Raw genomic sequence first — 12,405 nt, 5'->3', positions numbered from 1 at the left:
TTTATTGGAGTGTATTATGAACTTACCACAACTATACTATTTTCGAAAACTGGCTGAAGTCCAGCATTATACGGAGGCAGCCAAGGCACTTTATATTACGCAGCCCAGCTTAAGCGATTCCATCGCATCCCTGGAAAAAGAACTCGGGGTATCCCTTTTCCAGAAAAAGGGGCGTAATATCCAGCTTACCAAATACGGGAAAGAATTTTACCAGTACGTCAGCGAATCCTTAGGTATCCTGGAGCACGGCATCTCTCTGATCAAGGAGAAATCAGGTCATATCAGCGGCTCTATCGATATCGGATGCATCCCCACCCTGTTAGGTGACTTTTTACCGGAAGCGCTGGAGCTTTATCACGAGAAGAATCCGCTGGCCACGATTAATATCTATCATGGAATGTCCATTGAGGTGGCTCAGGGCGTTTCCAGCGGTAAATATGACATCGGCTTCTGTTCCATGGTGGACGACATGCCCGGACTGGTCTTCGTCCCCATCACCTATCAGGAACTGATCGCCATTGTCCAAAACAACCATCCGCTGGCAGACCGCGGCGCCATGTATCTGTCTGACTTAAATGGTTACAGATTGACCACCTACCGGGATACAATCCCCATCGGCAAGGTCGTCCACAAGCTGCTGAAAAAAAAGGGAGTGGAGGCCGTCTATTCCTATGACGACGAAATCTCCATTGCCGGCAGGATTTCCAACTCCTCAAAAGTGGCCATTGTGGCCGATACCCCCTTTTTGAGGCAGTTCAGTAATCTTTCCAAGGTCCGGCTTCTCGATGTTCCAAAAGATACCCGCATAATTTATATGGTATACAGCAGTAAAAACTTCATCACTTCAGCCGTGGAAGCCTTTGCGAACTTCATGGTCGCCCATTGCTTAAATATGCCGGAGTAAGATTCCTTCACACCTGCCGCATAGCTGTCACACAAAACGCAAAAAAGGAACCGTCCTCTGCTCTCTGAACCAGAGGAACGGTTCCTTTTTCCATACTCACAATTCTCTAAAATGTAATACCAAAGGTAGCCATCAAAGCGATAACCAGACCCGCTACAGCCGCTGGAATCATGGTTCCCAGAATCACGTGCTTATAGCTCTCCTTTAAGCTACACCCGCAGATGGACATTGTAAGAATCGCCACGGAGGAGTTAGGCAGCTTATTTAAAATCAGGGCCGACTCTGCCACGATTCTGTGAAGAGCCTGGACATTGACTCCCATATCCACAAACGCCTGGCCGAAGCTCTCCAGGAATATGGTTTCGCCGGAGATTGCGGATCCGGTCAGACCAGTCAGTACCGCGGTTCCGAAATAAGCCTTTAAATACACCGGCATATTCATGGCCAAAACGGCCTGCTGCAGCTCTTTAAACGCAGGTGACAGACTGAGCACCTTGGAAAGTCCCATAACCGCCGCAACCGTCAGCATAGAATTCAGTCCTGATCCTGCGCCCGTTTTCGCGGAGGATTTAATATTTTCAATATGCTTAAACTGTGTCGCTATAATCAGCAGAATGCCCACGGTCAAAGAAAACAGGATACTCGTGGAGGTTCCCCAGCTGGAGGTAGCCACTACAATGCCAAACACTACAACGAACGGAAGCACCGACATCCCGATACCAGGAAGTTCTTCATCGCTCATAATCTTATTGGAGTCGGCATACATGGCCAGCAGCTCTTCATTCGTATGTTTTTTGTGGCTCTGGGCCTGGGCATAGTTGAAATATACGAAGTAGCACACAGCCACGATTACGGTAAACACAAGCGATAAGAAAGGCGCCGATCCCAGAGACGTTCCCAGATAACCGCTGGGCAGTACGTTACAGATATCCAGGGTGTACATAAATCCATTGGCGGAAGCTCCACCCCCCAGAAGCATGAACGGAAGCAGCCTGCGGTCCATCTTATTTTCACGGAGCAGATTATCTGCGATCGGATACAGTACAAACACCATGATATATCCATTGATGCCTAAAAGTGTGATAAAAAAAGTACAGATCAATATAACCAGACCAACCATCTTAGCTCCCAGCTTCTGTGTCAGCCATTTGGCTATTTTCGTTGCCAGTCCGGTTTCCAGCACCAGTTGTCCGAAGATGCCTCCCATACCCAGAATCAGGAACCAGGAAGTTACGAAACCACCGGCGCCGCCGGAGAATGTGGTAAGAAGACCGTCGGACAGGCTGAGCTGACTGCTTAATAAGATAATTACCGCCGTAATTACGGTAGCAGTTATCATGTCAATCCCCTTGATGATCATAACCACCAGGAGAGCAATGGCAAAAATAAGACCCACTGTTGCTAACATAAAAATACCTCCATCATTTATTTTTCTGTTCCGGCCTGCACCTTCCTGCCGCTGTCATACGCTCCGTCCGGCCATCCGATTATCACATTCATCACCGTGGGAAGGATGAGAGTGAATAAATTGATATAGGATGCCGCGGTCAGTCCCTTGGATACCAGTGCCGTAAGCCCTGTCTGGGATATCACCCAGGTAAGACAGATATAGACAAAGGTAAGGACAGCTCCCCGCCGGTTGCGTTTAGCTTTGGAAACCTCCGGATCTTCCCCGGTCCTTTTCTGATACCAGTTCAGAACACGGTCGTTAAAGCCCTGCGCATAGTTGATCGCCGCAGCGTTTTCTTATTGTTAAAAAGCTGGGCATGATTCACGTATCCCCCCCTACTTTTCCGTTTCCTTTTCTCGTGTCTGCCAGTGGGCCGTCATTCGGTCCAACGGCATTTCCAAAAGCCCCGTTCCCTCAGAATATGCGTAAACCGCAAAACCCCTTTTACAGCGAAACACACATTCCAGGCAGGGGTCTTCATCACAGTAGCAGAACGCATCCGTATCTGCCAGTGCAAATACCATGGGGGAACGTTTTTCCTTCATCACGTATTTTAAATAACCGCCGGTGAAGGTCTTCAGATAAATCCACTGCGGAACGCATTCCTGCTTTTTCGTCTTCCAGGATACCTTTACGGCGTTGTCGTTATAGCCGCCCGTAATCTGGTAGCTCAGTTCCAAAAGCTCCTTTGCCCCTTCGGCGTCCGTTGGCGCCAGGCGCTCTGCTTCCTCATTGCAGCAGAGAATTTTCTTCTCTAAAAGCGCCTGGCCTCCGGTAACTGGAAATAAGCTGTTACAGCTTCTGCAGCGATAAAATACAACATCCGGACACTGATCCGCGCGTGGTTCTCGGGTATCCCGGCACCTTCTCGGTCCAAATTTCTGCTCAATCATTGCGATATCAACCCTTCATTCTTTTTTCCAGTTCCTCTTTTAACAGATACTTTTTCACCTTTCCGCTGCCCGTGTGGGGAATACGGTCGATCAGCTCCAGCCTCTCCGGCCAAAACCGTTTCGGGACTCCGTTCTGGCAGAGCCAGCCGGTCGCGTCCTCCAGCTTCAGATGTTCAAATCCCAGCAGCGGCACGGCAAAGGCGCAGATTCTCTCGCCCAGCCGGTCATCCGGCATTCCGATCACCGTATGGTCGCCCATTCCCGGGCAGCCTTCCAGCCAGTCATTAATCTCGTTGGAATTCAAATTCTCTCCGCCGCGGACGATCATATCTTTCTTTCGTCCAATAATGTGAATATTGCCCGCTTCATCCCTTACGCACAGATCCCCGCTGTGAAACCACCCGTCGTCATCCAGCGCGCCATCCGTAATCTTCTTATCCTTTAAATATCCCACAAACACATTGGGACCTCTGGAAAGCTCTTCTCCCGGTACTCCCGGCGGCACGTCGTTTCCCTCGTCGTCCACGACGCGGATTTCAACGCCTTCCATCGGACGTCCGGAAGTGGTCCCGTTTAATTCCAGCGCCTCATCGGGCCGTACAAACACGTGGGGGACGCTTTCCGTCGAGCCGTAGACCTCACAGAGCAGGATTCCGAAGCTCCACGCCTTCTGTACCATATATCCCGGCACCGGAGCGCCGCCACAGAGGTAAAGCTTCAGAAACGGCAGTTCCCCGCCGCCGTTCTCCAGTTCCCGGAGAATGTCATAGATAAATGGCGTAGCGCCCATGGAGAAGGTGCACCGCTCCCGGTTCATCAGATCAATGGCCTCCCGGCAGCGGTACTTCTGCTGAAGCACCACCTTCGCCCCGATCAGCATGGGGGTTATCAGCCCGTGATGGAAGCCCGTTGCGTGGTTTAACGGCGCGGGCATAAACATGATGTCCTCACAGGTCAGTCCCAGTTCCCTGGTAAATACCTCCTCGCTGTAACGGATATTATTGTGGGTAAGCAGTACTCCCTTCGTCCCGCTGGTCGTCCCTGAGGTGCAGAGAATCAGCGCCAGATCCTCTCCTGTCCGCCCGCTCTCTGTCTCCGTCCGGTCTGTTTCCGTCTGATCTGTTTCCCTCTGGTCTGTTTCTGTCTGGTCTGTTTCCCTCTGGTCCGTCTCCGCATGTTCCGTATCCGTCCGCCCAGTCTCCGCATCCCATCGGTCCAGAATTTCCTCAAACGCCAATACCCCGCCGGCCTCCGGCTTTTCACCGCCCACGATGACGACGCAGGACAGCGACGGAATGCGTTCTCTCACAGCCAGAATCCGGCTCGCATAATCCGTCTTATGAAAAAAGGAGGGTCCGAAGTAAACCTTTGACTCCGTTAAATTCATGCTCCGTATCAGTTCCTTTTCCTCATAGGACATGGCGATGGGATGGGCTACGGCCCCGGTCATAAAGCAGGCGATAGTCACCACCACGAACTCGCTCCAGATGGGGAGCTGGAACGATACCGCGTCTCCCGGCAAAACACCCTGCTTCCGGAGAAAGGCCGCCACTTTCGACGCGGCCTCATCCATCTGCCGGTAGGTATACCGATTCCCCCTGTCATCCACCACATATTCCCGTTCGGAATACTTCTTCACGGATTCTTTCCAACAGTCCAGCAGCGTGATATCCTTCCAGTAACCTTTGGAAAGATACTTTTCCCGCTGGATGGCATTGATCTTCATCTCATCAATCATGCCCCGTCTCCTATACCTTTTTGCGCGCATCCTGCCGGACCACGCCTGCCTTCAGCGCATGTACTGCGGTTATGCCCTGTAAAAACTTTCATCATCCCTGCTGCCTTGCCTTTAACTCCTTCACAAGAGCCGGAACAATCTCAAACACGTCGCCTACGATGCCGTAATCCGCCACCTCAAAGATCGGCGCCGTATCGTCCTTATTAATTGCCACAATGGTCCCGGAGCCGCTCATGCCCGCCACATGCTGGACAGCGCCGGAGATGGCGCAGGCGAAGTAGATCTTCGGAGTTACCGTGGTTCCCGTCTGCCCAACCTGTTTGGACTGCGGCATCCAGCCGGAGTCAACCGCCGCTCTGGAGCAGCCGACCGTTCCGCCAAGTACGTCTGCCAGTTCCTTTAAGACTTTGAAATTCTCTCCGTTCTTCATGCCGCGGCCACCGGATACGATCACCTCCGCGTCCTGAAGCGGAATATCGTTGTCCTCACACGCTTTAATGAAATCAATTACCTTAGTCCTGATCTCGCTTTCCGGCGTGTGGATTGATTCCATGATGATCTCCGGCTTGTTATCCGGAATCCTTTCCGGCTTCTTAAACGCGCCAGGTCTGCAGGTTCCCATCTGCGGCCTTGTCTCGCTGCACAGGATCTGTGCGTAAAGATTTCCGCCAAATGCAGGCCGTTCCCAGACCACATTTCCGCTCTCCTCATCGACGCTCAGCGCCGTACAGTCCGCGGTCAGCCCCGTACGCAGGCTGACTGCAATCTTAGAGCCCAAATCCCTGCCGTTTACGGTTGCTCCCACCAGAATCGTATTGGGATCATACTTTTCGCAGAGCTTCAAGAATACATTTCCATAAGCGTCAGCGGAGTAATTCTCGTATTCGTCTCCCTTTACCACATATATCTTATCCGCGCCGTACTCTCCGGCCTCTTTCACCGCCTCATCCACATCCTTTGCGATGACCACGGCGCATAACTTCTGCTTTAAGCCGTCCGCCAGCTTTCGTCCCTGGCCAAGCAGCTCAAGGCCCACGCTTTTGGGCTGACCCTGGAAGCATTCGATAAATACCCATACGTCCTTACATGTATCAAAACTCATCTCTCGCGACCTCCTTTTGCCGTCCTTAAAGTACTTTTGCCTCTGTCAGCCTGTCAATCAGGGTCCCTGCGGTCTCCGCCGGGCTATTGCCTTCAATGTTCATGCAGTTTGCATTTCTCTTTGGCGTAAAGGTTGCTTTTACCTTTGTCGGGGAGCCCTTTAAGCCCATCTTGGTGGTATCGGAATCCGGCAGGCTCGCCAGAGTGATCTCTCCGATCTCTGCTTTTAAGGAATTAAGCACTCCTTTAATGGTAGCGTATCGGGGTTTGTTGCTCTCCTTAGTCGCGGTACACAGCACCGGAAGGCTGGCCTCAATGACCTCCACGCCCTCTTCCACCTGGCGTCTGGCGACCACCTTGCCGCCCTCGATTTCCATATTGAGAATATACGTCAGCCTGACTGCCCCCAGATGCTCTGCAATGCTGGGAGCCGTCTGTCCCGTATCTCCGTCGATGGCCTGTTTGCCGCCCAGGATTACATCGAACCCGCCCAGCTTCTTAATCGCCTGAGACAGAATATAACTGGTAGCATACGTATCGGAACCGCCAAAAGCGCGGTCGGTAACCAGATACGCCTCATCCGCTCCCATAGCCAGCGCTTCCCGGAGCACCGCCTTCGCCTGAGGCGGTCCCATGGAAATCACGGTCACTTTTCCGCCGTAACGGTCCTTCAACTGAAGACCGGTTTCCAGCGCATTTTTATCAAAAGGGTTCATGATACTCGGCACGCCGGTACGAATCAGCGTATTTTTCACCGGATCGATCTTGATCTCAGTGGTATCCGGAACCTGTTTTATACAAACAACTATATTCATCTTCATTCCTCCTCGTCACGAACGCGTTTTACTTATATTCCTTATTTAATACGTTAGCAATCGTCATTCTCTGGATCTGGTTGGCTCCCTCAAATATCTGGAACACTTTACAGTCTCTCATAAGTTTTTCCACCGGATACTCTTTGCTGTAGCCGTATCCGCCAAATATCTGGACTGCATTGGAGGTGACCTCCTGCGCGCAGTCGGACACAAACGTCTTACAGATAGAGCCTTCCTTCTGCACCATGATTCCCTGATCCATCATCCGCATGGTGTTATTGACGAGGCATCGGGATGCTTCAATCTTAATTGCCATATCGGCCAGCATCTGCTGTACCATCTGGTATTTAATAATAGGAGTATTAAACTGTTTTCTTTCCTTCGCATACTTAACAGATTCATCCAGCGCCCGCTGCATGATCCCCACAGCCAACGTGGCCACAAAGGCTCTGGATAAGTTCAGAGCGTTTAAAGCCAGCTTGAACCCGGAGCCCTCAGGTCCTACCATAGAAGAAGCCTTCACACGGACATTATCGAAAATCAAATCCGTGGTGTTGGAAAGCCTGAGACCCATCTTGTTCTCATGGGCTCCCACAGTAACGCCCTTCGCATCCGCATCAATGATGAAAGCAGATATGCCTCTGTGTCCCCCCGCCGGATCCGTCTTAAAGAATCCCACGAAGACATCCGCCAGGGCGCCGTTGGTGATAAAGGTCTTGGTTCCATTTAAAATATATTCATCCCCGTCCTTCACCGCCGTGGCGCGCATAGCCGCGGGGTCGGAACCGGCATTGGGCTCCGTCAGGGCAAATCCGGCAAACCGGCCGGGGGCAATCTTATCTGCAAAATACTGTCCCTGCTCCTTCGTTCCTGCAAGGATTACATTTCTAAGCGCCACAAACGTGGTTACGAAGGTGATGGCGTAACCCGCGTCCACCTTCGCCAGCTCCTCAAAAATCATGGCGGTGGTCTCATAGCTCAAACCGGTTCCGCCGTATTCCTCCGGGATCTCCAGCATGTGAAGTCCCATATCAAATCCCCATTTAAACAGCTCTCTCGGACACTCCCCTTTCTCGTCCGCGTCCTTTACATGAGGTTTTATTTCATTTTCTGCCATCTCCCTTACCAGAGCAAGCAGCGCTTTCTGTTCTTCGGTGTAAAGTAAGCTCATGATATTTTCACGTTCCCCTTTCTGGTTGTTCGTTTTTCATTACAGAGGTTTCAGTCCTGTTGCGCCTTCTGCGGCTTTGGAGGCAATGATCTCTTCAATCTGCTCATCACTGTATCCCAGATGCTTCATAATCTCCACCGTATGCGCGCCCTGCATTCCTCCGATCACATAGTCCGGCTTTCCCAGAGATGCGAAGCCTACCGGGTTGGTCGGCATGATCTTTCCGCCTGACGGATAAGGAATCTTTGTCAGCACATCGTTGGCCCACGCCTGCTCATCCTCATAGATATCGAGCGGCTCATACGCGGCTTCACACGGCATATCATTTTCCTTTAACATCTTCATCAAGTCATCTCTGTCGATCTTCGCAATGGCGCCATCCAGCACATCGGTCACGTCTTTATTCAGATGGTTGTTGTTGACATCCGCGCAGTGACGGTACTGCTCTTTTTCCAGCATTTCCGGACAGCCAAGGAGTGTGAACATCTTCTCATAGTCGCGGTCATATTCCGGACAGCAGATGCAGACCCATTTGTTGTCTCTGGTGCGGAATACATTGTTAAATGGATTGGAAACTTCTTTTCTGCTCTTAGGGTACTGATTTCCATACTGTGCGGAGATCAGGCCTGTGCTCAGCGCATAGACAGCCGCGTGATGCAGTCCGATGGTAACCTTGTCTCCCTCGCCGGTTTTCTCCCTGCGGTACAGGGCCGCGCAGATGCCGGATGCCAGAGACATGGCAACCTGGAAATCTCCAAAACCGTTGGTAGGAATCATGGGGGCGTCGCCGCGGTTTACCGTGGTTCCGAACACGCCGCCTCTCGCCATGTAACAGGTCACGTCGAAGCCCGCTGTATCCTTTTCCGGTCCCTTTTCACCGTATCCCAGGACCTGGGCGAAAATCAGTTTCGGGAACTTCTCCTTTAAGGTATCGTAGTCCAGTCCCAGCTTCACTAAGGATTTCGTTCTCGTGTTGGTCACAAATACGTCCGCTTCCTCCAGAAGCTTATAACAAATCTCCAGACCTTTTTCCGTCTTCAGGTTCAGAGTGATAAATTTCTTATTTAAGTTTGCCACATCAAAAGCCAGGTTCTCGTCGTCGGTAAACGGCATGTTGAACACGGCGCCCTGAGTCCTGGCAGGATCTCCTTTATGAGATTCGATCTTGATACAGTCGGCTCCCCATTCGCCAAGTACGCGAACCGTGGTAGGAGCCGCCAGATACGTGGTTAAATCCACTACTTTTACGCCTTCTAATGGTTTCATCATTTTCCCTCCATATATGGAAAAGGGCCGACAGGTCCGGAGTGTGAACCTGATGACCCTTTTGTGTCAGATATCTTCGTTTTCAAAGCGGGTTGCCCGGAACACCTATTAATACGGTTTAGACAACGTATTCGATATGAGCGCCGTGTTTAATGGTATTTCTGGAAATTGTGATTCTCTGTACGGTCGGAGCGCCTTCCTCTAACCACATGGCGCGGCAGTCACGGTAGAGACGCTCAACCGGGCCGTACTTGCAGTCTTCAAAGTATCCGACACCGCCGAAGATCTCCAGCATTTCATCGCTGACTCTTCTGGTTGTATCGATGCTGTACAGCTTACACATAGCAGCTTTTTCTTCGATATATTCGCCGGTTGGATTCTCCATATAAGATTTTGCAAAATCGTAAACCATGCAGCGGAGAGCGTGTACCATCATGGACATATCGGCAATCTTGCAGCGGATCGCCTGACGGGTTCCGATTGGCTTTCCGAAGGTTACGCGGTCAGCGGCATACTGTAAGGACAGTTCCAGCATTCTCTGTGCCATTCCCAGGTTGCTGGCAGCAATATGGGCACGGGATACGGATAAGGAGTGCATTGCAATTTCCAGTCCCTGTCCCTCTTTGCCCAGAAGGTATTTCTTGTCGATGCGGCAGTCTGTGAATTTCAGCTCGCCATGGCCGGCTCCCCGGCATCCCATCATATGAGGCATGTTGATAACTTCAAATCCGGGAGTGTCTAACGGTACGAAGAATGCAGACAGTCTGTCATTCTTATCAGATTCCGGATTGGTTACTGCAATTACGTAAGCGAATTCGCAGCAGTCGGTATGGGAAATCAGTGTCTTCTCGCCGTTTAATACGTAAGAATCGCCGTCTTTCACTGCCATAGTATGTAAGTCAGCGCCGGTACCGCCGGTCGCCTCTGTCAGAGCAAAACAGGTAAATACTTCCTTGTTCTGGAACTTAGGCATATATTCTGCCTTTACTTCTTCACTGCCGTAATCCTCCAGAATTCTCCAGTTTAAATCCATCGCATAGTGAAGATGCATTCTCATTCCGCCCGGTCCTCTGGAGAACTCTTCCTGAACCTGTAAAATCTCCAGCTCATTCAATCCGTATCCGCCGTACTCCTCTGGAAGGGAACAACGGTATAAATCGTTCTCGATTGCCAGGTCGTAGAACTCCTGAGGAAACTTATTGGTTACTTCCACTTCCTTCTGGATTTCCTCAAGGGGACCCTCTGCCAGCTCACGGATCTGCTTTAAATACGCCTGGAATTCCTCATTTGATAACTTGCTCATTTGTTATATCCTCCTTATTTATTCTTGTTAAATATTTTTTTAACAATCTTGATAAATCTATTATAGCCTGTTGCGAAGGAAACATCCAATCGGCTCTGTCCGCGATAACTCCGTTAATTGATAGTTAAAACCTATAATTCCTTTATCCCGTTGTAAATGGATTATTGTAATGATATAGTATAGCCTGAAGGAGGTATGCATACATGAGATCAGAGATAATGGACGGCATTCTAAGACATATTCATCCGATCGGAGGCATAGAAAACGCTAAGCTCCTTGAGGTCTCTCCGGGCCACGCGAAGCTCTCCGTGGAAATTACTCAGGAAGCCTTAAATCTTTACGGAAATGTTCACGGCGGTTTTTTATTCTCCCTCTGCGACACGGCGGCAGGAATGTCTACTTACGCCTACGAGACCGCCAATGTCACGGAATGCAGCAGCATCAATTTCTTAAGAGGGGTTAATACCGGAACCATCTATATAGAATCCAACGCCATACACAAGGGCCGGAAAACCGTGGTCAATCAGGTAACTGTCACCAACGACGCTGGCAAGCTGGTGGCATCCGCAAGCTTTACGATGTTTTTAATCGCGCCGAACCCGTTGAAGGTTTCTTTTATGTATGGACACCAGTCCTTCTCATAAAGGGCATCGCGGAACGCAGACCATTCATAAGAATTGCGGAGTTTTTCACAGGAAGAGGAAACGTTCAGTCTGCCGTTTTTATAAAGCGAATCCAGGCAGGCAAGATATTTCCCTTTGAACTTGTCACGGAGTACCTTTACCGGTATGAAAAAACGGTCTTTTGCCTTCCGTATCTTATGGTCAGGGGTAAGGCCGCCGCCGGAGATAATACAGTGCATATGCACATGGTAAACGATCTCCTGGTTCCAGGTATGAAGGATCTGGATGATCCCGGGTGTTGCGCCAAGGTACTTTTTATCAGCGGACAATTCCAAGAGCGTCTGCGCACAGCATTTGTGGAGGAGCCCATAAAGGCGCTCCTGGTTGCAGTAAATGAGGGGATTGAGTTCATGCGGCAGTGTGAATACCACATGGAAGTAGGGAGCATCGATCACCTCGGCCCGGCGTTTGTCCACCCAGAGCTCTTTTTGCACAGCCTGGCAGTTGGGGCAGTTACGGTTGCGGCAGGAACAGTTGTGGAACTCCATATGCCCGCAGTCAGGGCAGATGGAGACATTGACGCCGAGCCTTCCGGATTTGCAGTTCAGGATGGCAAGGGAAGCCTTGCGCTGGACATCCGACTGGGGCTGTCCGGAATCACAGTAACTGCCATATGAAAACTGCCAGATTTTCTGGACATTGAGATCACCCAAGGGTGCCACCTCCCATCCGGTCAAGGGGGCTGACGGCATGAACTGTGCCGTTAGAGGCGAGGTGCACATATCTTTTATGACAAGCTTGTCATAATTTCTAAGGAAAGAACCGGAGGTGGGTTGAATAAGAGGGCAATCTTTTCTGCCCCCTTATTCAGCACACTTTCGGTTTTTCCGAATTGAACAAAGTCGCGTCCGGTATGGGGATTCAATGCTCCGGCTTTCACCTGTCTGACAGCTCTGCTGGATGCTTTTCGACAGGAACTCAAGAGGATATCACTGGTTTAAGGCATACTTCCCCCTTACCCCCAAATCTTATGTCCCATATCCGGTTGCTTTGGGATCAGGCGCTGCTTCTTTTTGGGGTCCATTCAGTACATACTTCATAGGACATGGCCCCGCCGCAGCATGGACATACAGTGACATCC

11 protein-coding genes and 1 pseudogene are annotated in these 12,405 nt (G+C 50.7%); 2 read left to right on the top strand and 10 right to left on the bottom strand.

Annotated features, from left to right (window positions below; all coding sequences use genetic code 11):
* Positions 1-16 precede the first annotated feature (16 nt).
* Positions 17-904, top strand: a complete 888-nt coding sequence (locus tag G614_RS0101160; RefSeq protein ID WP_027640446.1) for a LysR family transcriptional regulator — start codon at positions 17-19, stop codon at positions 902-904.
* Positions 905-1,010: 106 nt separating this feature from the next.
* On the opposite strand, the gene G614_RS0101155 is transcribed toward G614_RS0101160, so the two are convergent.
* The 9 genes from G614_RS0101155 to G614_RS0101115 form a co-directional block, all read right to left on the bottom strand.
* Positions 1,011-2,312: a GntP family permease gene (locus G614_RS0101155; RefSeq protein WP_022201749.1), complete on the bottom strand. Its 1,302-nt coding sequence runs from the start codon at positions 2,310-2,312 to the stop codon at positions 1,011-1,013.
* A gap of 17 nt (positions 2,313-2,329) precedes the next feature.
* A complete protein-coding gene (locus tag G614_RS32320) occupies positions 2,330-2,497 on the bottom strand; it encodes a hypothetical protein (protein WP_242827967.1) in 168 nt (55 codons plus the stop codon).
* Between the two features lie 192 nt (positions 2,498-2,689).
* Positions 2,690-3,247, bottom strand: a complete 558-nt coding sequence (locus G614_RS0101145) for a hypothetical protein (protein WP_027640445.1) — start codon at positions 3,245-3,247, stop codon at positions 2,690-2,692.
* Positions 3,248-3,254: 7 nt separating this feature from the next.
* Positions 3,255-4,985 carry an AMP-binding protein gene (locus tag G614_RS0101140; RefSeq protein WP_027640444.1) on the bottom strand — a complete coding sequence of 577 codons (1,731 nt, stop codon included), beginning with the start codon at positions 4,983-4,985 and terminating at the stop codon, positions 3,255-3,257.
* Positions 4,986-5,076: 91 nt separating this feature from the next.
* Entirely contained in the window at positions 5,077-6,087 is a 1,011-nt protein-coding gene (locus G614_RS0101135) for an electron transfer flavoprotein subunit alpha/FixB family protein (protein ID WP_002584681.1), read from the bottom strand.
* Positions 6,088-6,112: 25 nt separating this feature from the next.
* Positions 6,113-6,901, bottom strand: a complete 789-nt coding sequence (locus tag G614_RS0101130) for an electron transfer flavoprotein subunit beta/FixA family protein (protein WP_002584682.1) — start codon at positions 6,899-6,901, stop codon at positions 6,113-6,115.
* A gap of 28 nt (positions 6,902-6,929) precedes the next feature.
* Positions 6,930-8,072 (bottom strand): acyl-CoA dehydrogenase family protein, encoded by a 1,143-nt coding sequence (locus G614_RS0101125; protein WP_002584683.1) that lies wholly within the window; start codon positions 8,070-8,072, stop codon positions 6,930-6,932.
* A 39-nt stretch (positions 8,073-8,111) separates the two neighbouring features.
* The gene (locus G614_RS0101120; protein WP_225537841.1) at positions 8,112-9,341 is read right to left on the bottom strand and encodes a CaiB/BaiF CoA transferase family protein; all 1,230 of its coding nucleotides are present in this window, start codon (positions 9,339-9,341) and stop codon (positions 8,112-8,114) included.
* Between the two features lie 115 nt (positions 9,342-9,456).
* Positions 9,457-10,641, bottom strand: a complete 1,185-nt coding sequence (locus tag G614_RS0101115) for an acyl-CoA dehydrogenase family protein (protein WP_002584685.1) — start codon at positions 10,639-10,641, stop codon at positions 9,457-9,459.
* Positions 10,642-10,844: 203 nt separating this feature from the next.
* Between G614_RS0101115 and G614_RS29515 the strand changes: the two genes are divergently transcribed.
* A complete protein-coding gene (locus G614_RS29515) occupies positions 10,845-11,285 on the top strand; it encodes a PaaI family thioesterase (RefSeq protein ID WP_080664450.1) in 441 nt (146 codons plus the stop codon).
* Here the strand turns inward: G614_RS29515 and G614_RS34130 are convergent.
* Positions 11,234-12,016, bottom strand: a pseudogene (locus tag G614_RS34130) (IS91 family transposase); the annotation flags it as partial. The gene G614_RS29515 and the pseudogene G614_RS34130 overlap by 52 nt on opposite strands.
* Positions 12,017-12,405 lie beyond the last annotated feature (389 nt).

Source organism: [Clostridium] clostridioforme AGR2157, from assembly GCF_000424325.1.
GTDB lineage: Bacteria > Bacillota > Clostridia > Lachnospirales > Lachnospiraceae > Enterocloster > Enterocloster clostridioformis_A.
This window is presented reverse-complemented; position numbering and strand designations above follow the sequence as displayed.

Coding starts and splice junctions, on each gene's coding strand:
- G614_RS0101160 (WP_027640446.1), top strand. CDS start 17: ATGAACTTACCACAACTATACTATTTTCGAAAACTGGCTGAAGTCCAG.
- G614_RS0101155 (WP_022201749.1), bottom strand. CDS start 2,312: ATGTTAGCAACAGTGGGTCTTATTTTTGCCATTGCTCTCCTGGTGGTT.
- G614_RS0101145 (WP_027640445.1), bottom strand. CDS start 3,247: ATGATTGAGCAGAAATTTGGACCGAGAAGGTGCCGGGATACCCGAGAA.
- G614_RS0101140 (WP_027640444.1), bottom strand. CDS start 4,985: ATGATTGATGAGATGAAGATCAATGCCATCCAGCGGGAAAAGTATCTT.
- G614_RS0101135 (WP_002584681.1), bottom strand. CDS start 6,087: ATGAGTTTTGATACATGTAAGGACGTATGGGTATTTATCGAATGCTTC.
- G614_RS0101130 (WP_002584682.1), bottom strand. CDS start 6,901: ATGAATATAGTTGTTTGTATAAAACAGGTTCCGGATACCACTGAGATC.
- G614_RS0101125 (WP_002584683.1), bottom strand. CDS start 8,072: ATGAGCTTACTTTACACCGAAGAACAGAAAGCGCTGCTTGCTCTGGTA.
- G614_RS0101120 (WP_225537841.1), bottom strand. CDS start 9,341: ATGATGAAACCATTAGAAGGCGTAAAAGTAGTGGATTTAACCACGTAT.
- G614_RS0101115 (WP_002584685.1), bottom strand. CDS start 10,641: ATGAGCAAGTTATCAAATGAGGAATTCCAGGCGTATTTAAAGCAGATC.
- G614_RS29515 (WP_080664450.1), top strand. CDS start 10,845: ATGAGATCAGAGATAATGGACGGCATTCTAAGACATATTCATCCGATC.